Source organism: Devosia lucknowensis (assembly GCF_900177655.1).
Lineage (GTDB): Bacteria > Pseudomonadota > Alphaproteobacteria > Rhizobiales > Devosiaceae > Devosia > Devosia lucknowensis.
Window position 1 is genome coordinate 896,967 of record NZ_FXWK01000001.1, and the last position, 20,289, is coordinate 917,255.

18 protein-coding genes are annotated in these 20,289 nt (G+C 62.6%); 14 read left to right on the top strand and 4 right to left on the bottom strand.

Features of this window, described 5'->3' with window-relative positions:
• The first annotated feature begins 357 nt into the window (after positions 1 to 357).
• Complete coding sequence (locus CCK88_RS04220) at positions 358 to 1,164, top strand: tetratricopeptide repeat protein (protein ID WP_170926347.1); 807 nt, start codon at positions 358 to 360, stop codon at positions 1,162 to 1,164.
• A gap of 24 nt (positions 1,165 to 1,188) precedes the next feature.
• Here the strand turns inward: CCK88_RS04220 and xth are convergent, their stop codons facing one another.
• Genes xth through CCK88_RS04235 form a run of 3 tightly spaced genes read right to left on the bottom strand, consistent with a single transcriptional unit; the run spans position 1,189 to position 3,493 of the window.
• A complete protein-coding gene (xth, locus tag CCK88_RS04225; RefSeq protein WP_086470801.1) occupies positions 1,189 to 1,968 on the bottom strand; it encodes an exodeoxyribonuclease III in 780 nt (259 codons plus the stop codon).
• Positions 1,969 to 1,984: 16 nt separating this feature from the next.
• Complete coding sequence (locus CCK88_RS04230) at positions 1,985 to 3,082, bottom strand: serine hydrolase domain-containing protein (RefSeq protein ID WP_086469268.1); 1,098 nt, start codon at positions 3,080 to 3,082, stop codon at positions 1,985 to 1,987.
• Between the two features lie 57 nt (positions 3,083 to 3,139).
• A complete protein-coding gene (locus tag CCK88_RS04235; protein WP_086469269.1) occupies positions 3,140 to 3,493 on the bottom strand; it encodes a HesB/IscA family protein in 354 nt (117 codons plus the stop codon).
• An 86-nt stretch (positions 3,494 to 3,579) separates the two neighbouring features.
• On the opposite strand from CCK88_RS04235, the gene CCK88_RS04240 reads away from it, so the two are divergent.
• From CCK88_RS04240 to CCK88_RS04290, 11 genes are all read left to right on the top strand, one after another.
• Complete coding sequence (locus CCK88_RS04240) at positions 3,580 to 4,770, top strand: deoxyguanosinetriphosphate triphosphohydrolase (protein WP_086469270.1); 1,191 nt, start codon at positions 3,580 to 3,582, stop codon at positions 4,768 to 4,770.
• 30 nt (positions 4,771 to 4,800) lie between these two features.
• On the top strand, positions 4,801 to 6,546 hold the full coding sequence (gene argS / locus CCK88_RS04245) for an arginine--tRNA ligase (RefSeq protein WP_086469271.1): 1,746 nt from the start codon (positions 4,801 to 4,803) through the stop codon (positions 6,544 to 6,546).
• A gap of 97 nt (positions 6,547 to 6,643) precedes the next feature.
• The gene (locus CCK88_RS04250; protein WP_086469272.1) at positions 6,644 to 8,737 is read left to right on the top strand and encodes an SPOR domain-containing protein; all 2,094 of its coding nucleotides are present in this window, start codon (positions 6,644 to 6,646) and stop codon (positions 8,735 to 8,737) included.
• Between the two features lie 87 nt (positions 8,738 to 8,824).
• Positions 8,825 to 9,613, top strand: a complete 789-nt coding sequence (locus CCK88_RS04255) for a segregation and condensation protein A (protein ID WP_086469273.1) — start codon at positions 8,825 to 8,827, stop codon at positions 9,611 to 9,613.
• Positions 9,610 to 10,275: an SMC-Scp complex subunit ScpB gene (scpB, locus tag CCK88_RS04260; RefSeq protein ID WP_086469274.1), complete on the top strand. Its 666-nt coding sequence runs from the start codon at positions 9,610 to 9,612 to the stop codon at positions 10,273 to 10,275. The genes CCK88_RS04255 and scpB overlap by 4 nt, the downstream gene beginning before the upstream one ends.
• 119 nt (positions 10,276 to 10,394) lie before the next feature.
• Entirely contained in the window at positions 10,395 to 10,607 is a 213-nt protein-coding gene (locus CCK88_RS04265; protein ID WP_086469275.1) for a twin-arginine translocase TatA/TatE family subunit, read from the top strand.
• Between the two features lie 60 nt (positions 10,608 to 10,667).
• Positions 10,668 to 11,405 carry a Sec-independent protein translocase protein TatB gene (tatB, locus tag CCK88_RS04270; RefSeq protein ID WP_086469276.1) on the top strand — a complete coding sequence of 246 codons (738 nt, stop codon included), beginning with the start codon at positions 10,668 to 10,670 and terminating at the stop codon, positions 11,403 to 11,405.
• Entirely contained in the window at positions 11,402 to 12,235 is an 834-nt protein-coding gene (tatC, locus tag CCK88_RS04275; protein WP_244557424.1) for a twin-arginine translocase subunit TatC, read from the top strand. Before tatB ends, tatC begins: the two co-directional genes overlap by 4 nt.
• 232 nt (positions 12,236 to 12,467) lie before the next feature.
• Entirely contained in the window at positions 12,468 to 13,799 is a 1,332-nt protein-coding gene (gene serS / locus CCK88_RS04280) for a serine--tRNA ligase (protein ID WP_086470803.1), read from the top strand.
• Positions 13,796 to 14,572, top strand: coding sequence for a 5'/3'-nucleotidase SurE (surE, locus tag CCK88_RS04285; RefSeq protein WP_086469277.1), 777 nt, complete (start codon positions 13,796 to 13,798; stop codon positions 14,570 to 14,572). The genes serS and surE overlap by 4 nt, the downstream gene beginning before the upstream one ends.
• A gap of 674 nt (positions 14,573 to 15,246) precedes the next feature.
• On the top strand, positions 15,247 to 16,116 hold the full coding sequence (locus CCK88_RS04290; protein WP_170926348.1) for a M23 family metallopeptidase: 870 nt from the start codon (positions 15,247 to 15,249) through the stop codon (positions 16,114 to 16,116).
• 100 nt (positions 16,117 to 16,216) lie between these two features.
• Here CCK88_RS04290 and CCK88_RS04295 read toward each other — a convergent pair whose 3' ends face one another.
• A complete protein-coding gene (locus tag CCK88_RS04295) occupies positions 16,217 to 17,086 on the bottom strand; it encodes an ATP-binding protein (RefSeq protein WP_425290607.1) in 870 nt (289 codons plus the stop codon).
• Between the two features lie 195 nt (positions 17,087 to 17,281).
• On the opposite strand from CCK88_RS04295, the gene yajC reads away from it, so the two are divergent.
• Both yajC and secD read left to right on the top strand, forming a co-directional pair.
• Positions 17,282 to 17,629, top strand: a complete 348-nt coding sequence (gene yajC / locus CCK88_RS04300; RefSeq protein ID WP_086469279.1) for a preprotein translocase subunit YajC — start codon at positions 17,282 to 17,284, stop codon at positions 17,627 to 17,629.
• A 60-nt stretch (positions 17,630 to 17,689) separates the two neighbouring features.
• Positions 17,690 to 20,254, top strand: a complete 2,565-nt coding sequence (gene secD, locus CCK88_RS04305) for a protein translocase subunit SecD (protein ID WP_086469280.1) — start codon at positions 17,690 to 17,692, stop codon at positions 20,252 to 20,254.
• Positions 20,255 to 20,289 lie beyond the last annotated feature (35 nt).

Consider the following 20,289-nt stretch of genomic DNA (forward strand, 5'->3'; position numbering starts at 1 on the left):
GCGGATGCGATCGATGGCAGCGTGGTTCATGCAGGGCATGGAACCAGGTCCGCGACCATATCCCCCGACGTGACCTGTCCCTTAGGCAGAACGCCCGAAACGGTAACGAAGTGCGCTATTTGGCCCGAATAGATGATGCCCGTTCAAGCTCCGATTGCTTCGAGCAACCGGTCGCCGGAACGTGGTTGTGATGGGATGGGCTGAATGCTGTCACAAAGCGCGTTTACGAAGTGTTCAGACATTGCTTTGCTTGGGCCATTCTTCCGGGCAAAATCAATCATGAACCAGCGGCGGATAGCAGCCGCACCGGCTAGGCCGGAAGTACCCGTCCACGGCCCCGTGGGCGAAAGGAGTATCATGCGCATTACTGGGGAGCGTTCCCTTGCCTGCGCTGCGTCAGGACTGATTTTCGCCATCGGCATGGCTTTGCCCGCGCATGCCCAGACGGCCGCCGATGCTGCATTCGATTTTGCCAAGACTATGGATGGTTCGGGCGCCATCGTTTCCAGCGATACCTACCTGTCTGCGCTTGAGAGTGATGCCGCTGCCGGCCGTCCGCTCGCGCTTTGGCAGTTGGGCACCATGTATGAAACGGGCGAGGGTGTGGACAAGGACCCTGTAAAGGCCTTTGGCTATTTCGCCCAGATCGCCAACCAGCATGCCGACACGGCGCCTCGCGGCCTCGAGGCCGATATCGTTGCCAGTTCCTTCGTGAAGCTCGGCGATTATTTCCGACTCGGTGTCCCCGAGGCCGGGATCGGTCAGAATCCGGCGGAGTACCATCGCATGCTGATGCATGCGGCGACCTATTTCGGTGATGCCGAAGCCCAGTATCGCGTGGGCATGCTCTACCAGGCCGAGGACGGCCTCGGCGTGAGCCCGATGCTCTCCGCGCGCTGGCTGCAATCGGCTGCGCACAAGGGCCATTGCCTGGCGCAGGCCCAGCTTGGCAATCTGCTCTTCAACGGCATGGAAGGCTATGACCCGCGTCCGGCCGAAGGCCTGATGTGGCTCAACTTCGCCCATACCACCTGCCTGGGCACGCAAGACATGGCCAAGGCCGAGGAACTTCTGAACGGCGCGATGTCGGTCGCTTCGCCGGAAGTGCGTGCGGCTGCCGTCGAAATGGCGAGTTCCGGCGTGGCTATCAGCGCGGAATTCTGATCCGCGCTCAAGCGTTGCCCGGCTTCAAAAACTGAATGCGCCTTCCACGGGAACATGGTCGCTCGGCTTGTCCCAGCCCCGCACGTCCTTGTGGATCACCACGTCGTCCAGCCGATCCGCCGCTTGCGGCGACAACATGAGGTGGTCGATGCGGATGCCGGCGTTTCGGCGCCATGCCCCGGCCTGGAAATCCCAGAATGTGTAGGCCTCTTCGGCGGTGATGGCGCGTAGGGCGTCCGTCATGCCCATGTTCCGCAGGATTCGGAATTTCTCGAGGCTCTCTGGCCGGTAGAGTGCATCGCCCCACCACGCCTCGGGGTCATGTGCGTCGATCGGGGCAGGGATCAGGTTGAAGTCGCCCATGAGGATGAAAGGCTCTTCCAGAGTCAGCCGATCGGCGACGAAGGCATTGAGCCTCTCCATCCAGCCCAGTTTGTAGGGGAATTTTTCTGTGTCGACTGGGTTACCGTTCGGCAGGTAGATGTTGCACACTCGGACGACACCGCCTTCGACCGAAAACACACCTTCGATGAGCCGGGACTGCATGTCCTCGTCGTTGCCGGGCAGCCCGCGGTGCACCTCGTCGAACTGGATTTTCGAGAGCAGCGCGACGCCGTTCCAGCTCTTCTGGCCATGCGTCTCGACGTTGTAGCCGAGCGCCTCGATCTCGGACCTGGGAAAGCCTTCGTCAACGGTCTTGATTTCCTGCAGGCCGACGATGTCCGGTTTTTCCTCCTCCAGCCAGCGCAGCAGGAGTTCGAGCCTGGCCTTGATGCCGTTTATGTTCCAGGTGGCGATGCGCAGGGTCATGGCGGCGTCCTCAGGTCAGTTCGGCATAGACAGCCTGGATGATATCCTTCGGATAACGCCCCGTGCACCCCTCCAGTGCCGTATTGCTCATGGAAATGAGCGACAGGCCATTGGCGGGATCGATGAGCCAGGAGTGGCCATAGACGCCGCCCCAGTTCACCGTACCTTTGGCCGATGGCGAATTGGCTGCGGCCGGATCGTCCACGATCGCGCCGAGATAGCCGAAGCGTTGCCCGGGATCGCGATCGACGTCACCGATACGGTTGGAGAATGCCAGGGCCACGGTGTCGCGTTGGACCGCACCACCACCTCCGGTCCTCATTGCCTCGAGGAAGCGCAGGATATCCGCCGGCGTGCCCGCCATGCCTGCACCGCCCGACTGGAATGCTGCCTTGCTGAAAATCCGGGACGGCGAGAACGTCACCGGCCCATTGTCGCCCTGGACTGCCTCAGGGTCGCGCATCGGCGTCGGCGGGGTGCCATCCGCGTATGGCTTGGCCAATCGATCTTCGTCGGCAACGAAAAACCCGGTTTCGCTCATACCAAGCGGTCCGGTGATGTGGGCTTTCACAGCGTCGCCGAGCGTGCCGCCATGCACCTGCGCCAGAACGGCACCAAGGACGTCGATGGCAACCGAATACTGCCATGCCGATCCGGGCTCATACTCCAGGGCATGCTGCGCGACGCGGGAGAAATTCTCTTCCAGACTGCGTTCGCTGGCGCCCAGCCCAGTCGAGATTTCTGGGTCTTGCGGATAGGCGTATGCCAAGCCGGCCGTGTGGGTCAGCAGGTGGTGGACAGTTATCCTGGCCTCGCGTCCATCCTTCAGCCGTGGCACAAACCAAGGAATGTACTGCGTGATCGGCGTGTCGAGCGCGATGAGCTCTTTGTCCACCATGGCCAAGGCGGTCGCGGCGACAATGGGCTTGGTTACCGAGGCCAGCCGGTAGATGGCGTTGTCAATCATCGGCACACCGGCCTCGCGATCGTACCAGCCAGCACTGCGTCGATAGACGATGTCGCCATGCCGCGCCACCGCCAGCTCTGCACCAACAATGGTCTCGTTGGCGATGGCGGCGTCCATCACGGCATCGATGCGGCTGGTCATGACTACGATTCCTCCAGATTCGGGAGGACCTTAGCCGCTGGCGCAGACAGGGTGAAGTTAAACCGCGAAACTGGTTCCGCAACCACAGGACGCAACGGCGTTCGGGTTCTTGATCTGGAACGACTGCCCGACCAGGTCATCGACGAAATCAATTTCAGATCCGCCCATGAATTCGAGGCTGAGCGAGTCGATGAGCACGGTCGCCTCGCCCTTTTGCAGCACGAGATCGTCCGCCGTGGGCGTCTCCTGCACGAGATTGTACTCATACTGAAACCCCGAGCAGCCGCCACCCGCCACGGAAATGCGCAGTACCGTCCCCGGCGCTTCCTTGCCCAGAATGCGCGACACGCGCTTGGCGGCGCGATCCGAAAGGGTTACGGCAGGTTTATCAGCGAGCGCGGCTTCGGTCATGGGGGAGGTCCCGATTGGTCGTAATGTCATAACGCTGTCGCTAAGATAGGCGCTCGCGCCGCCAATGCAAAGGCCTGACCCCATCGATGCAAGAAACCGCCCCCTATGCCTCCAAGCCGGGACAGTCGCTTGGACGGCTTCATGGCACGGGTCCCAGCCCGACGCGTTCGGAATTCCAGCGTGACCGCGACCGCATCATCCACTCCACGGCCTTCCGTCGCCTGCAGAACAAGACGCAGGTTTTTCTCGCCCATGAAGGCCGGCACTTCCGAAACCGCCTCACCCATACCCTCGAAGTCAGCCAGATAGCGCGCTCCATTGCCCGCGCCCTGCGTCTCGATGAGGATCTGGCCGAAGCGGTCGCGCTCAGTCATGACTTGGGGCACACCCCGTTCGGCCACGCCGGGGAGCGGGCTCTGCATCGTGCCATGGAGCCCCACGGAGGGTTCGATCACAATGTCCAGGCGCTTCGGGTCGTCACTATGCTCGAAAACCGCTACGCCGAGCACGATGGTCTCAATCTCACCTGGGAAACGCTCGAAGGCATCCTCAAGCACAACGGGCCTCTGGTCGATCGGAATGGACACCCTTTTGGCCGTTATGCCGAGGAGGGCATTCCCAGAGGCCTCGACACGATCCCGGTGCCGGCCGATCTCCGGCTCGATACCTTCGCCAGCCTCGAAGCGCAGGTCGCTGCGGTGGCAGACGACATCGCCTACAACGCCCACGACATTGACGATGCCCTGCGCGCCGGTCTCGTGTCGCTCGGGGATTTTGCCGGGATCGAGATGGCAGGACCGATCGTGGAGGAGGTCGAGGCGCGGTTTCCAGCGATCGACGACAAGCGCAAAGCCCACGAAGTGCAGCGCCGGATGATCACCCGCGCCGTCGAGGACGTGATTTCCCACAGCGCCTCTGCCATCGCTGCTTCGGGTGTCGCCAGTGCCGAGGATGTTCGCCGGGCCGGGCGTACGCTGGTGTCCTTCTCGCCAGACCTCGCGCTGAGCGAAAAGGGGCTGAAGGCTTTCCTTTTCGCGCGCGTCTACCGCCACGAGACCGTGATGGTGCCGGTGCGCGAAAGCGAGGCCGTGGTCGAGCGGCTCTTTGCGGCCTACATGTCCAACGCCGACATGCCCGGCCGCTGGGGAGAGGCAGGCCGGGCTGCATCGGGCCCCCGGCGCGCGCGCATCGTGGCTGACTTCATTGCTGGGATGACCGATCCCTACGCTCTCGACGAGCACCAGCGCCTGTTTGACGCTCGACCCGATTTCCGTTAACCCCACGCGACCATTTCCCATAGGTTCGACATGGATATTTTCGCCCTTTTCACCACCCGGGTCATCGAGGCCCTGCGCGCCGACTATCCTCAGCTCGAGGACGAACTGCTGGCGCGCGTCGTGGTGGAGCCGCCGCGCGATCCTGCCCATGGCGATCTGTCGACCAATGCCGCAATGGTCGTTGCCAAGCCCCTGGGCAAGAACCCGCGCGAGCTGGCCATGGCGCTGGCCGGTCGGTTCACCCGCGCTGACGATATCGAGTCCGTGGAGGTCGCCGGTCCCGGCTTCATCAACTTCCGCCTCACCCCGTCCATCTGGCACGACGTGCTGAGGGCCGTCGGCGTACAGGGTGAGAACTATGGCCGTTCGGATTTGGGCAAGGGAGACCGCGTCAACGTCGAATATGTCTCCGCCAATCCCACCGGGCCAATGCATGTCGGCCATACCCGCGGCGCTGTGTTCGGCGACGCCCTGGCCTCGCTCATGGCGTGGTCGGGTTATGACGTAACGCGCGAATACTACATCAACGATACCGGCGGGCAGACCATCATTCTGGGTCATTCGGCCTTGCTGCGCTATCGGGAGGCTCTGGGCGAAACCATCGAGATCCCGTCCGGCTTCTACCCCGGGGAATATCTGGTCCCGGTGGGCAAGGCTCTGGCTGCGGAATACGGCAGGACGCTCCTCGATATGCCCGAACAGGACGCTGTCCTGATCGCGCGCGAAGCCGCGCTGGCCGCCATGATGGAACTGATCAAGGCCGACCTTGCCCAGCTCAATATTCATCACGACGTGTTCTTTTCCGAGCGCACGCTGCACGGGCAGGGCGGGGACATCGAAAAGACCCTTGCCTGGCTGCGGGAGCAGGGCATGGTCTACGAAGGGCGGCTCGAAGCGCCCAAGGGCAAGACGCCCGAGGATTGGGAAGATCGCGAACAAACGCTGTTTCGCGCCAAGGACTACGGCGACGATACCGATCGCGCCCTGATCAAGTCCGACGGATCGTACACGTATTTCGCGGCGGACATTGCCTATCACCGCAACAAGTACCTGCGCGGCTTCAAGCACATGGTCAATGTGCTGGGCGCCGACCATTCGGGCTATGTGAAGCGTCTCTCGGCCGCCGTGAAGGCAGTCTCGAATGGCGAGGCGGATATCGACGTCCGCATCTGCCAGCTCGTCCGGCTGCTCAAGAATGGCGAGCCCTTCAAGATGTCGAAGCGTTCCGGCGATCTCGTCACGCTGGCCGACGTCGTCGAGGAGGTGGGCGCAGACGCTACGCGCTTCATGCTGCTGTTCCGCCGCAACGACGCCTCCATGGATTTCGACTTCGCTCTGGTCAAGGAGCAGACGCGCGACAATCCTGTCTTCTACGTTCAGTATGCACATGCGCGCGCCTGCTCGATCTTCCGCACTGCGCAGCGCGACATGCCTGAGCTCGATGTTTCACCAGCATCGCTTGCAGCTGCGGATGTCGGTCTGCTCGCCACCAGCGCCGATCTCGAGCTCATTCGCCTGCTGGGCGCATGGCCGCGGACGGTCGCCGCTGCAGCCACGGCGCACGAGCCGCACCGCATCGCCTTCTATATCCATGAGCTTGCCGCTGCCCTTCATGGCTTCTGGGCAAAGGGCAAGGATGAACCGCAGTTACGGTTTGTTAACCCATCTGACCCGAAGTTGACGCTTGCTCGACTCGCACTTGTCGATGCCGTTCGTCAGGTCATCCGGAACGGTCTTGGGATTTTGGGGGTCTCGGCGCCCGAGGAACTTTCATAATTCGGGCGCAATAGTGTGAACACTCGCGGCCAAATCCCTGAGAGGATTATCCGCATTCTAGGGGCGCTGCCGGATAAATGCAGCGAAACCGCAATCGATGGCCGCACAGACAGACGCACCTGACGATCTCATCGCCGAACTCGCACGCTTGATGGCCGATGACGCCAAGGCGACGCCGGCCAAGGCGTCAGACCAGCTCAAGCCTGTTCGTATTCCTGGAGATGCAGCGCCAGCCCCGGTTCCTCGTTTCGATTTCTCGGCTTCGTCGGGAACGACGGCAAACCAGGCGCCTTCCACGCCTGTGCGCATTCCTGGTGCCGAACTGAAGAAGCCTGAAGGCGGCGAAGCCTTCGCGTTCAATTTCGATCTTGGCGCTTCGCCTGCGGCGCCGTCGGCTACATCGCCGACCACTGCGCGATCCGAACCGATCGCCCCAGTTCCTCAGTCTGTGCGGGTGGTCGAGCCCGAAGTCGTGGCGGACGAGACGGCCATGCTCGATCAGGACAGCCTTGCCGATCTGATTGCCGCAGAGCTGGCCGCTGACATGGGCCCGGCGCGAGAAGAACCTCCGGTGGAACCGCTGGCTCCGACACCGCGCCCCGCATCCTCCGACAATTTCGGCGTTCCGCCGGTTTTCGGCCTGGGTTCTGGACAGCCTGCGTCTGAGGCGTCGGATCAGAAGCGCCCGGTCCCGGCGACGCAGCCTGCGGCAACGACGCCGGCCGTCTTTTCGCCCGTGGCACCAGTACCCGAAGCGTCGCAGCCCGAGGTCTCCGAGCCCGCCGATCCGCTCGATGAAATCGAACGCCTCGTCGGCCCTGCTGTCCGCATGAACGCGGCTGGTCCGACTGTGGCTCCTGCACCGCAACCAACTCCAGCCCCATCGCCGGCACCGACGCTGCGGAGCCTTGCTACGCCCGTCTTGCCTGAACCTGCGGTCGCCGCCCCGGTCCAGCCGGAGCCGCGCGCGCGAACCTCGTCACCGACCTCGTCGGTGGAGGTCAGTTCTGTCGACGAAGCGATCCTTGCCGCCGCCGCGGCGACGGGAGCGCATGTAGAATGGGTCAATGCCGGACAGGGCGCGCCGTCCGAGGCGTCGGCCGACGATTTTGAACCCATGGTGCGGCCTCCACGCGCCGGTTTCCGCATGAGCCGGGCTGTCGCGGGTCCCCTTGTCGCCGTTGCACTTCTGGCGGTGGCTGGCGGTGGCCTGTACTGGGTCCTGGGGCAGGGTGGCACGACCTCGGGTCCTGCGCCGCTCCTGGTCGCCGACACCACGCCCACCAAGGAAGTGCCGGAGGTCGACACGACCGAGCCGGCGCCGCAATCGGTTGTCTTCAACGAGATTTCCGGAGCCAACACCGGCGCCGACGAGCAGATCGTATCGCGTGACCAAGCCGACACCGACGCTGTAGTGGCCGCTAATACCCCTCCGGCCGGAACGTCGGGCGTGATTGCCGGTGTCGACGGCACCGAGGTTGATCCCAACCAGGACGGGCTCGTCAACCGCAAGGTGCGCACCGTCACCGTGCGTCCCGATGGCACCATTATCAGCGGCAATGACAGCCTTGCCGGATCCGCCATTCTGCCTGTCGATCGACCCAACGTACCCGATGTCCCGGGCGCTGATTTCTCTACGCCGGACCTGATCGCCAATGCATCGGCTGAAGCGGCGACCGCCACGGCAACAACGGCCACCGAAACGGCACCTACGACCCCCGCGGTTCCGGCCGTGACGGCAGGTTCGTCGGTCCCGGTTGTCGATGCTGCTGGAGCGCCACTCGCAGGTCGCACCGTGACCATTCCTATGGATCGGCCGGCTGATTTCGCGACTGCGGCATCGTCTGCCATCTCCGCTGCAAACGCAGCGCCAACCGCAACCACCCAGCCGCTTGCAGCGCCGGCCGCGACGCCAACCGTTCCGGCGGCTACCACGACCACCGGTGGCACTGCAGCGGCTTATGTGCAGCTGGCTTCGCAGCGGAGCGAAGCGGAGGCCCAGCAGACGGCCCAGGCCGTCTCCACGCGGTATGGTGTCCTCTTCGGTGGTGCTTCGCCGGAGATTCGCCGCGTGGACCTCGGCGAACGGGGCATCTACTACCGCGTTCTCGTTCCGGCGCCGTCCCGCGAAAGCGCTGCCAATATCTGCACCAATGTCCGGGCCGCCGGCGGCGAGTGCCTGCTGCCATAAGCGCAAAAGGGGCGCCGCGACTTTGCTTGACGCTGGCGCGGCTAGCGGCCAAGGATGCTGCGTGAACCCCATTGGTGCCGACTGCACATGACCAATGCTGAAACCAACTGGTTCGACACGCCGGCGGCGGCGCCTGCCGACGATGTGTTGCGCGTCGACGTTGGTGGCTACGAGGGCCCGCTCGATCTGCTGCTCGATCTGGCGCGCCGCCAGAAGGTGGATCTGTCGGGCATTTCCGTGCTTGCCCTGGCCGAGCAATACCTGGCTTTCGTGGACACGATCCGCGAGCGACGCATCGAAGTTGCAGCCGACTATCTCGTGATGGCGGCCTGGCTCGCCTACCTCAAGAGCCGCCTGATGGTGCCGCAGGCACCAGGCGACGAGGAGCCGAGCGGCGAGATGCTGGCCGCCATGCTCCATTTCCGTTTGAAGCGGCTCGAGGCCATGCGCACCGCTGCCAGCCGCCTCATGAGCCTGCCTCGACTAGGCTTTCAGATCTATGCCCGAGGCGAGCCCGAACCGATGGAGATAGCACGCCGCTCGACCTGGGAAGCGACGCTGTTCGATCTCCTCAAGGCCTATTCGTCTCAACGCGAGCGCGGCGTCACCATGGAGTACGCCCCGCGAATGCGCACCGTCTGGGCATTGCAGGACGCGCGCGACATCCTCCAGCGACTCATCGGCGACAGCCAGGAATGGGTATCGCTCGATGCCTATCTGGTTGACTATCTCACCGCTCCTGGAGAGCGCGCGACAGTGAGGGCTTCGACGTTCGCCTCGAGCCTCGAACTGGTCCGGCAGGGCGAGATCGATATTCGGCAAACCGAAACCTTCGGGCCGTTGCTCATGCGTCGCCGCAAGAAAGGCATGACGTGAGCCATCCGGACGACGAGACTGGCGACGTTCTCCGGCGCCATCTGCGCATTGTCGAAGCGCTGCTGTTCGCGTCGACCCAGCCGCTTCGCGCTGCGGAGCTGGTCCCGTATCTCGGGGAAGGGGTCGACGTGGACGGCCTGCTCGTGGTGCTTCAGCGCCAGTATGAGGGCAGGGGCGTCAATCTGGTTCGCCGTGGCGAAGGCTGGGCCTTCCGAACCGCCGAAGACCTCGGTTTCCTGCTGCGCCGCGAGGAGCACGAGACGCGGCCACTGTCGCGCGCTGCGCTCGAAACCTTGTCGATCATTGCCTATCACCAGCCCTCGACGCGCGCCGAGATCGAAGAGGTTCGCGGCGTCGCCACAGGCAAGGGGACGCTGGACCTCTTGATGGAGGCAGGCTGGGTGCGGATGCGCGGGCGGCGCCGTACACCCGGCCGACCCGTCACCTATGGGACCACCGAGGCATTTCTCGACCATTTCGGTCTTGAACAGCTTTCGGATCTGCCCGGTCTCGACGAATTGAAGGGCTCCGGTCTGCTCTCGGGACGCCTCCCGCACGATCTCCAGATCCCTCTGCCATTCGACGGCGCCCTGCGGGATGACGAGGATCCCTTGGACCCATCAGATATGGGCGATACGGAACTTGACGACCAAGAAAACTGAGGATGACCGGCCTTTCTGACGCAGCAGGGGAACACGTTCTTGTGTTTGGGCGCGATTAAACCTATTTCTCGGGCTATCTATCGCGTGTAACGCGTATCTGGACTTCTAGGGAGAATACTATGCACGCGCCGTCTATTTGGGGCATTCTCGTCGTCGCCGTCGTCGTCATCCTGCTGTTCGGCCGCGGGAAGATCTCGGGCATGATGGGCGAAGTCGCCTCAGGCATCAAAGCCTTCCAGAAGGGCATGCGCGACGACGACAAGCCGGCGGAACGTATCCAGACGTCCGCCGAAGTCGAGGCGCGCGAGGTGGACAAGAGCAAGGACGCCTGAGGCGTTTCTCCGCTCTGATGTCTGCTGCAGGCAGTTCGCTGCCGTTCGGAGAATAGTTTTATGCTCGGCCTAGGCTGGACAGAGATGCTGGTGATCGGCGTGGTTGCGCTGATCGTCATCGGTCCCAAGGATTTGCCTGTCGTCATGGGGCGTGTGGGCAAGGTGATCGGTCAGATCCAGCGCATGGGGCGCGAGTTCCAGCGCGAGATCAACAAGACCACAGGCCTGGACGAAGTGCGCAATCTGCGCTCCTCCATCACCTCGCCATTGAAGAAGACCGCCGACGAAATCCGCCGCGACTTCAACGCCATCGGCAAGGACGGCAAGGAGCAGCCATCCGGTGCCCTCAAGCCCACCGATCCCAATACCGAGAGCGTGGTCGAGGCCATCCAGCAGCAGGCGGGCATGTCGCCTGCCAAAAAATCCAACGACGAACTAGCCGCCGACTACGGCTTCAAGCCGGCTACGTCTGCGAGCGAGGACGTCGAACAGGTCAAGCCCGAGCCGATCAAGGCTGTTCGCCCCGCCTCGAAAAAGGTGGCGGCTAGCAAGACGCAAACCGTTCCAGCTGCGGTTCCCAAGGCGCCGGCAAAGTCGAAGGCCGCACGCACCAAGGCCGCCCTCGCCGAAGCCGAGGCAGCAGCTGCTGCTGTCGACAAGCCGAAAGCGGTGAAGGCTGCGAGCAAGCCTGCCAAGTCCAAGGCCGCTACGCCCAAGGCCGCTTCGCAGGAAAAGCCGGTGGCCAAACCGCGCGCATCTCGCAAGAAGCCTGTCGATACTGCCGGAAAGACTGAATGATGGCAGACACCAAGTCGGAGCAGATCGAAGACAAGTCCAAGGCTGAGCCACAGGACGAACTGGCCGGAAGCGAGGCGCCACTGCTCGATCATCTGATCGAGCTCCGCAAACGCCTCATTCACAGCGCCATCGCCATTGTCGTGCTGATGATCGTCTGCTTCCTGTTTGCCGGACAAATCTTCGACATCCTGCTCAACCCGTACCGCTCGATCTACCCCAATCCGGGCGACATGGAGCTGATCTATACGGCGCCGCAGGAATTCTTCTTCACCCAGCTCAACCTCGCTTTTTTCGGCGCCGTCTTCATCGGCTTTCCCTATCTGGCGACGCAGATCTACGCTTTCGTATCCCCTGGCCTCTACAAGCATGAGCGCAAGGCGCTGGTGCCTTACCTGGTCGCCACGCCGGTTTTCTTCCTGCTGGGCGCAGCGATGGTCTATTTCGTCGTGCTGCCGATGGCCCTCGGCTTTTTCGCCGGCATGCAGACCGAAGAGATCAAGCTTCTCGCCAAAGTTTCGGAATATCTTGCCCTCGCCATGACGCTGATCCTGGCTTTCGGCATCTGTTTCCAGTTGCCGGTCGTGTTGACGCTCCTCGCCCAGCTCGATCTCGTGGGCGTGGAACAGCTCAAGAAGGGCCGTCGCTATGCCATCGTCGGCATCCTGATCGTGGCGGCGTTCATCACGCCTCCCGATCCGATTTCCCAGATCGGCCTGGCCCTGCCCATGTACGGCCTCTACGAGCTTGCCATCCTTTCGGTGCGCATGGTCGAGAAGCGCCGCAAGGCTGCCCTGGCTGCGCAGGAAGCGGAACAGGCCAAAGAGGCTTAAGCCTCCCCGCTTCTCGCCCACCGGATTGTCCCGACGAAGGTCGGGACCCACATCCGCCCTTTCGGGCACCTGCAGCGATCACCGTTGCCACACCTCGGTTGGATTCCGGCGTTCGCCGCAATGACATGGCGCGAGTTGAGGCGGCCTTGACCGCCTTTCCCCTTGCACCCCCTCTGCCTCCTCCGTAAACAGTCCCGATCACAGGAGAGGCGGGCGTCGGCCCGTATGCATGATGTTTGATATCAAGTGGATCCGAGACAATCCCGAAGCCTTCGACAAAGCTATGTCGGCGCGCAAGAATGTCTCCGTCCACTCCGCCGACATCGTCGCGCTCGACGAACGCCGTCGCAAGGCAATCCAGACGCTCAACGAACTCCAGGAAACCCGCAACAAGGTCTCCAAGGAGATCGGCCAGGCGATGGCCAAGGGCGAAAAGGATCGCGCCGAGGAATTGAAGGCGAGGGTAATCACCTCCAAGGCCGAAACCCAGGACTGGGAAAAGGCCGAACGCGACCTCAACGCCGAACTGGCGGCACTCCTCTCCAGCATTCCCAACGTTCCCCTCGATGACGTGCCCGTCGGCAACGATGAGCACGACAACGTCGCCTATTTCGGCCCGAACGGTTCGCCCGAAACCGCGGCGCGCGCCCGTCCGCCCAAGCCATCCTTCGCCTTCGCTCCCAAGGAGCATTTTGACATCGGCGTCGCCGAGAAGGATATGGATTTCGAAGTTGCCGCCAAGCTGTCTGGCAGCCGCTTCGTGGTCCTCAAGGGTCAGCTTGCACGCCTCGAACGGGCTCTTGGCCAATTCATGCTCGATCTGCACACCACCGAGCACGGCTACATGGAAGTGCAGCCGCCTGTTCTGGTGCGCGACGAAGCCATGTACGGCACCGGGCAATTGCCCAAGTTCGATGGCGATTTTTTCTTCACCCAGCATGGCGACAGCCGGCTGGCGCTTATCCCCACGGCAGAGGTTCCGCTCACCAACATGGTTCGCGAATCCATTCTTGCCGAGGAAGAACTCCCTCTGCGTTTCACCGCGCTAACGCCCTGTTTCCGCTCCGAAGCGGGGTCGGCCGGTCGCGACACTCGCGGCATGCTGCGCCAGCATCAGTTCAACAAGGTTGAGCTGGTCGCCATCACTACGCCGGAAGAAGGCGAGAACGAACACGAGCGCATGCTCGTCGCCGCTGAAACCGTGCTCCAGAAACTCGGCCTGCACTACCGCGTGATGAAGCTGTGCACGGGCGACATGGGGTTCGGCGCCCGCCGCACCTACGACATGGAAGTCTGGCTGCCGGGGCAGGACACCTATCGTGAAATCTCGTCCGTGTCGGTCTGCGGCGATTTCCAGGCCCGTCGCATGGAAGCGCGCTATCGTCCGGCTGGCGAAAAGCAGGCTCCGCGTTACGTGCACACACTCAACGGTTCGGGCACAGCCCTGGGTCGTTGCCTTATCGCCGTGCTCGAAAACTATCAGCAGGAAGACGGGTCGGTCTTCATCCCAGAAGCGCTCCAGCCCTATATGGGCGGTCTCAAGTCCATCGGCCGGCGCGCATGAGCTTGCGCATCCTCATCACCAATGACGACGGCATAGACGCGCCCGGCATTGCCATCATGGCCGAGATCGCGGCGGCGATTTCCGACGATGTCTGGGTTGTTGCGCCCGATGGCAATCAGTCCGGGGCAGGGCATCGGTTCAGCTTCGGGCGCGAACTCGCGCTTGAGGAGCATGGCCATCGCCGATTTGCCGTCACCGGCGGATCGCCCGCCGATTGCGTGGTCGTGGGTATGACCCATCTGCTGGCCGACAGACCGGCGGACCTTGTCCTGTCAGGCGTCAATGCCGGCCAGAACCTGGGCGATATCGTCAATTGCTCCGGCACAGCGGCAGGCGCCCGGGAAGGCGTGCTTCAGGGCGCGATCGGCATCGCCATGAGCCAGTCGATGGACTACGAGGTGACGCATAGCCCCGATTGGACGAACGCCAGCCGATTCGGCGCCGAGGTCGTTGACGCGATCGTCGCTGCGCACCGTGGCGACGACGTCTTCTATAACGTCAACTTTCCTTTCTGCGGCGTCTCGGAAGTGGCAGGGCTCGTCGCCGTGCCGCATCAGCGCTTCTCGCGCTCGCCCATCCGGCACTATCCGAGCGACAATGCCGGTCGGTTCTTCATGGCAATTCCGGAAACGCCGAAGCCGCTTGATCCAAAGGCAGACTTCGAAGTCCTGCGTCGCGGCAACGCCATCACGGTCACGCCCTTTGCTCTGCAGCAGACTCACCAGGGCGCTCTTGAGCGGCTGGGGAGCATCGAGCTGAAGAAGGCTCGGTAAAGTCCAGCCCCTGCCAACTCCACCGGGCCGCACTCGGATCAACTCCGAGTGCGGAACCGTCGGTAGAATGCAAACGGGGACGGACGCTTGCCCATGCGATTGCCGTGCTCCCACACCCGTGAACGGCCTTCTCCTCTTAACCTTACCGCTCTCTGAATCTGCCTGACACGAATTCGCTCAAATCGCATCGACTTTAAACTCGTCTTTACCTTACCGGCGTAGCGTCAAGCTCAGTTGTTGAGTACCTGCGTACGAGTAAGCCGATGAGTAATCGCGTTTTTCCGCGGACCCATAAAAGTGCCTTGGCCCTGACCGGCCTTGTGATCGCCGCTGTTGGTCTGTCCGGCTGTTCGAGCCTGGGGAGTCGAAATTTCGGCGACTCTACCGTCACCGGCTCTGTAGCGCAGTCGGCGCCATCAACCCTCAATCAGCCCATGCCCGCATCGCTCGGAGCGCCTCAGGGCGTCCAGGTTGCCAGCATGGAATATCTTCCGCCGGCAAATGTCGGTGGGTCCTGGTCGGGTGGTGGCAACACGCTCCCACCAGCTCCAGTGGGCAACGGCTTCATGCAGCCTTCCGGCATGACCTCGCCGATCGGAGCCTCGGGCTCCGGGGTTCAGACCCAGCCCCTTCCTGCATTGAGTTCGTCGTCTTCTATGGGAACCACGCAAGCCATGCCCGCACAGCAAAACCTTGCCCCTCTGCCGGCGGCTCCCGCTGCCGTTGCCATGGGCACCCCGTCCAATGCCGCTCTCCCGGTCAATTCCGCCGTGCCGGTCCAGGCCGCGGCAAATACCAACGCCTACACGCACACCATTGCCAGCGGCGAGTCGCTCTACACGATTGCACGCAAGTACGACGTGACCACGCAGGCTCTCGTTCATGCCAACGGCCTGAGCTCGCCCGACAAGATCGTCGTCGGTCAGAAGATCATCATTCCCGGCCGTGCCGATCTCGTTGGTACCGCTCCGGTACAGGTCGCCAGCGCCGCGCCGCAGGCTTCTGTCGCAGGTCTCCCGTCCGATCGTCCTGCCAATCTGGCTGGCGGCAATGTCCTTCAGGCCGCCACGACACCAGCCCCTGCAGCAACAGCGCCTGCTCCCGCTCCGGTTGAGGCTGCCCCCGCCGCTCCCGTCCAGGTTGCGACTGCTCCCGCGGCCGAGCCGACTCCGTCGGGCAATGACAAGTTCCGCTGGCCGGTTTCCGGTCGCATCATCACCGACTTCGCCGCGTCTCGTGGCACCGGCATCAATATCGACGTGCCCGAAGGCTCGAGCGTCAAGGCCGCCGAGAATGGCACCGTCATCTATGTCGGCTCCGGCGTCGAAGGGTACGGCAACCTGGTCCTCGTCCGCCATCCGAATGGCTACGTGTCTGCCTATGCCCATCTCAAGGACATGAGCGTCGCCAAGGGTGCCACGGTCAACCGCGGCGACTCGCTCGGCACCGTCGGCCAGACAGGCTCGGTTTCCCGTCCCCAGCTGCACTTCGAACTGCGCAAGGGTGCGACGCCGGTCGATCCGGTTCCGCTGCTCGCCAGCTAAGACGACGCCTGCCTCCAGAATCGAGAAGGCCGGGAGTGGTGCCCGGCCTTCTTCGTTTTCTGGCTTTCGGCAACCGGGTCCGTCGCCGCGGGTGTTCGGCTCAGACCACCTTGCCCTCTTCACCGGCAAGGGTGCGCACCAATTGAATGGCAACGCGGCCGGATCTGGCGCCGCGCGTCGCCGCCCACTCGATGGCGCGCGCGCGCAAAGTCTCGCGATCGATGCCAAGGCCGTAATAGTCGGCATAACCTGACACCATCGCAAGGTAATTGTCCTGGTCGGAATTGTGGAAACCGAGCCACAACCCGAATCGATCCGAAAGCGACACCTTTTCCTCGACCGCCTCACCAGGATTGATCGCGGTGGAACGCTCGTTGTCGATCATGTCGCGCGGCATCAGGTGGCGCCGGTTGGATGTTGCATAGAACAGCACATTGTCCGGCCGGCCCTCGAGGCCTCCATCGAGAATAGTCTTGAGCGACTTGTAGCTGGTCTCTCCGCTGTCGAAGCTGAGGTCGTCGCAAAAGACGATGAAGCGTGCCGGTTGCCCCGATATCATGCGCATGAGGGCAGGGAGGGTCTCGAGATCTTCCCGGGCAATTTCGACGAGCACCAGCCTCTCGAACCCGTCGCGGGCCTCGATATCGGCGTGGATTGCCTTGACCAGCGAACTTTTGCCCATGCCGCGCGCGCCCCAGAGCAGGGCATTGTTGGCGCCGTGCCCGCGCGCGAATTGTTCGGTATTGGCCAGCAACAGGTCGCGGACGTGGTCTATGCCCCTGAGCATCGCCAGGGGCACGCGCGATACCTTATTTACTGGCAGCATCGTGCCGTCTTCACCCTGCCAATGATAGGCGTTGGCGGCGCCGAGCACATAATCGCGATGGGTGTCGTCCCCGGTCATGGCGCGCGCTATGGTTTCCAGCGCATCGGCAATCCTGCCCAGATTATCTTTGGTTTTCACCGACAAGTCCTTCAGTGTTGGCGCGGCAATCTGCGCGTCCTTATTGGCTTTGCATTAAGCTAACCCCAAATGTATAGTCCGCGCGATTTTGGCCGGGGCGCAAGTGCAGGCAAGCCCGATAGCGTCCACCGTCCGCGTGTCGCAGGACCGGGTCGCCCCTTCCTCCAATCCATGAAAAAGAATCGATAAGGAGTTCGCTTGATGTTTGTAACGCCCGCCTATGCGCAGGATGCCGTTGGAGCCCCAGGCGGGATGGCCGACATCTTCATCCAGCTCATGCCGATCGCCCTTCTGGTCGTCATTTTCTGGTTGCTGATCTTCCGCCCTCAGCAGAAGCGCCTCAAGGCCCAGCAAGCCATGCTGTCCGCTATCCGTCGCGGCGACACGGTCGTGACCACCGGTGGTATCGTCGGTAAGGTCACCAAGGCTGTCGATGGTGAAGATCTCGAAATTGAGATCTCCCAGGGCGTGAAGGTCAAGGTGGTGCGCGGCATGGTGGCGGATGTCCGCTCCAAGTCCGAACCGGTTAACGACAACAAGCCGGCCTAAGTTGCCGAAACTGGCCGGAGCCCAAGGGCTCCGGCCTTATGCCTTTCCAGGACGCCTTTTATGAACCAGTCGCCGTTCCGCGTATTCGTAATCCTGTTCGTGACCCTTGCCGGCATCCTGCTGGCGGCACCGAATTTTCTGCCCAAAAGCGTTCAGGAAGCCTTGCCAGGCTGGTTGCCGCAGCCGGGGCTCGTTCTGGGTCTGGATCTGCAGGGCGGCTCGCACCTGCTCCTGGAAGTGGATCGCACCGGCATTGTCGAGCAGCGGCTGAGCGACATCCGTCGCGACGCGCGCAACGTCCTGGCCAATCAGAATGCCATCGGCAACATCATCACCACCGATCTGGCGACCAACTCGATCCAGATCGAGCTGACCGACCCGACCCAGAAGGCCGCGGCCGAAACCGCGATTCAGGGCCTGCAGAACAACCTCAGCAATTCGCTGTTCGGCGCCGGAACGGGCGTCAACGAGATGAGTTTCGGCGAAACGGCAGACGGCAAGCTTACCATTACGCTTACTGACGAAGGCATTACCCAGCGCATGAGCTCGCTGGTGGCCCAGTCCATCGAGGTGATCCGCTCGCGCATCGACGAGCTGGGCACGACCGAGCCGACCATCCAGCGCCAGGGCGACACCCGCGTGATGGTTCAGGTGCCCGGTTTCGGCGATTCGACACGCCTCAAGAACATCATTTCGCAGACCGCGCGTCTCACCTTCCACATGGTCTATCCGGGGATGACCCCGGCACAGGCCGAGGCCCAGGGCCTGCCCGTCGGCACCATGATCGTGCCGACGCAGGAAGGTGGGCAGGAACTGCTCTACGAAGACGTGGCGATCGGTGGCGAGTCCCTGGTTGATGCCCAGCCGGCCTACGACCAGCAGCGCGGCATCCCTGTGGTGAGCTTCAAGTTCGATACCCGCGGCGCAATCGCTTTCGGCGACATTACGGCCCGCAATGTCGGCCAGCGCTTCGCCATCGTTCTAGACGACACCGTCATCACTGCGCCCGTTATCCAGCAGCCGATCACCGGCGGCTCGGGCCAGATCAGCGGTAGTTTCACCACTGCGTCGGCCAACGACCTCGCTGTGCTGCTGCGCGCCGGCGCGCTGCCTGCCAGCCTGAACGTGATCGAAGAACGCACGGTGGACGCCAGTCTTGGCGCCGACTCCATCCAGGCCGGTTTCACCGCCGGCGTCGTGGCATCGGTGCTCGTCCTCTCCTTCATGGTCATCGCTTATGGCCTTTGGGGTGTCTTCGCCAACGTCTCGCTGATCCTCAACATCATCCTGATCTTCGCCGCGCTGTCGACGCTTGGCGCCACGCTGACCTTGCCTGGTATCGCCGGTATCGTTCTGACCATCGGTATGGCTGTCGACGCCAACGTGCTGATCTACGAGCGAATGCGCGAAGAGCAGCGCTCCGGTAAATCGCCGCTTCAAGCCATCAATGCCGGCTTTGAACGCGCCTGGGGCACCATTATCGACTCGCACCTGACCCAGCTGGTCGCTGCCGTCGTGCTCTACTTCATGGGTTCGGGCCCGATCCAGGGGTTCGCCGTGACGCTTGGCCTTGGCATTCTCACCTCGCTCTTCACGTCCTACACGGTCACGTCCTACCAGGTGAACCTGTGGTACAAGCGCACCCGTCCCAAGACCCTCAAGATCCAGCATTTCCGCTTCATTCCGGACGGCACCAAGATTCCGTTCATGAAGATTTCGCGCTACGTGATCGCCCTGTCGATCATCATGTCGCTGGTTTCAATCGGGTCCGCATTCACCAAGGGCTTCAATCTCGGCATCGACTTTGTGGGCGGAACCGCCATCGAAGTCCAGCATGTCGGTGGCCCGGCCGATGTCGGCCAGGTGCGCGAACTGCTGACCGGTCTCGACCTGGGCGAAATTCAGGTCCAGGGCTTTGGTACGCCGCAGGACGTGCTTGTGCGCGTGCAGGCTCAGGAAGGCGGCCAGTCTGCCGACCAGGTCGCCGTGCAGAAGGTTCAGGACGCGCTTGCCAGCGACAATTACGAAGTGCGTCGCACCGAAGCGGTGAGCGGCACCGTCTCGGGCGAATTGGCCTGGACCGGCACCATCGCCGTCATCATCGCGCTCTTCTGTATCCTGATCTACATCTGGTTCCGCTTCGAATGGCAGTTCGCCATGGCGGCCGTCACCACCACGTCGCACGACATCATCATGACCATCGGTCTGTTCTCGCTGACGGGGCTCGAGTTCAACCTCAGTTCCATCGCGGCGGTGCTCACCCTTGTCGGTCTGTCGCTCAACGAAACCGTGGTCGTGTCCGACCGCGTGCGTGAAAACCTGCGCAAATATCGAAGCATGCCATTGCCTGAATTGATCGACCTTTCGATCAACCAGACGATCGTGCGAACCTCGTTGACGCAGTTCACCGTGCTTCTCGCTCTCGTGCCGCTGGTGCTGTTTGGCGGCGAGGCTCTGCGCAGCTTTACCATTGCCATGACCTTCGGTTCGCTCGTGGGCATGTACTCTTCGGTCATCATCAACGGCCCGATCCTCATCAATTTCGGTCTCAAGCAGAAGAGCGAAGAGGAAGAGGCCGCCGAGGAAAAGAAGAAGATCAAGTCCAACGACGGCGCTTCGGTCTGATCCTGTATCGGACAAGGGCAGGTGAGGGGGCTACG

Excerpts from the sequence above, each read along its gene's own strand:
- CCK88_RS04230 (WP_086469268.1), bottom strand. The coding sequence starts at position 3,082 with ATGACCAGCCGCATCGATGCCGTGATGGACGCCGCCATCGCCAACGAG.
- yajC (WP_086469279.1), top strand. The coding sequence starts at position 17,282 with ATGTTTGTAACGCCCGCCTATGCGCAGGATGCCGTTGGAGCCCCAGGC.
- CCK88_RS04265 (WP_086469275.1), top strand. The coding sequence starts at position 10,395 with ATGCACGCGCCGTCTATTTGGGGCATTCTCGTCGTCGCCGTCGTCGTC.
- CCK88_RS04290 (WP_170926348.1), top strand. The coding sequence starts at position 15,247 with ATGCCCGCACAGCAAAACCTTGCCCCTCTGCCGGCGGCTCCCGCTGCC.
- CCK88_RS04240 (WP_086469270.1), top strand. The coding sequence starts at position 3,580 with ATGCAAGAAACCGCCCCCTATGCCTCCAAGCCGGGACAGTCGCTTGGA.
- CCK88_RS04255 (WP_086469273.1), top strand. The coding sequence starts at position 8,825 with ATGACCAATGCTGAAACCAACTGGTTCGACACGCCGGCGGCGGCGCCT.
- CCK88_RS04235 (WP_086469269.1), bottom strand. The coding sequence starts at position 3,493 with ATGACCGAAGCCGCGCTCGCTGATAAACCTGCCGTAACCCTTTCGGAT.
- surE (WP_086469277.1), top strand. The coding sequence starts at position 13,796 with ATGAGCTTGCGCATCCTCATCACCAATGACGACGGCATAGACGCGCCC.
- CCK88_RS04220 (WP_170926347.1), top strand. The coding sequence starts at position 358 with ATGCGCATTACTGGGGAGCGTTCCCTTGCCTGCGCTGCGTCAGGACTG.
- secD (WP_086469280.1), top strand. The coding sequence starts at position 17,690 with ATGAACCAGTCGCCGTTCCGCGTATTCGTAATCCTGTTCGTGACCCTT.
- CCK88_RS04250 (WP_086469272.1), top strand. The coding sequence starts at position 6,644 with ATGGCCGCACAGACAGACGCACCTGACGATCTCATCGCCGAACTCGCA.
- argS (WP_086469271.1), top strand. The coding sequence starts at position 4,801 with ATGGATATTTTCGCCCTTTTCACCACCCGGGTCATCGAGGCCCTGCGC.
- serS (WP_086470803.1), top strand. The coding sequence starts at position 12,468 with ATGTTTGATATCAAGTGGATCCGAGACAATCCCGAAGCCTTCGACAAA.
- tatC (WP_244557424.1), top strand. The coding sequence starts at position 11,402 with ATGATGGCAGACACCAAGTCGGAGCAGATCGAAGACAAGTCCAAGGCT.
- tatB (WP_086469276.1), top strand. The coding sequence starts at position 10,668 with ATGCTCGGCCTAGGCTGGACAGAGATGCTGGTGATCGGCGTGGTTGCG.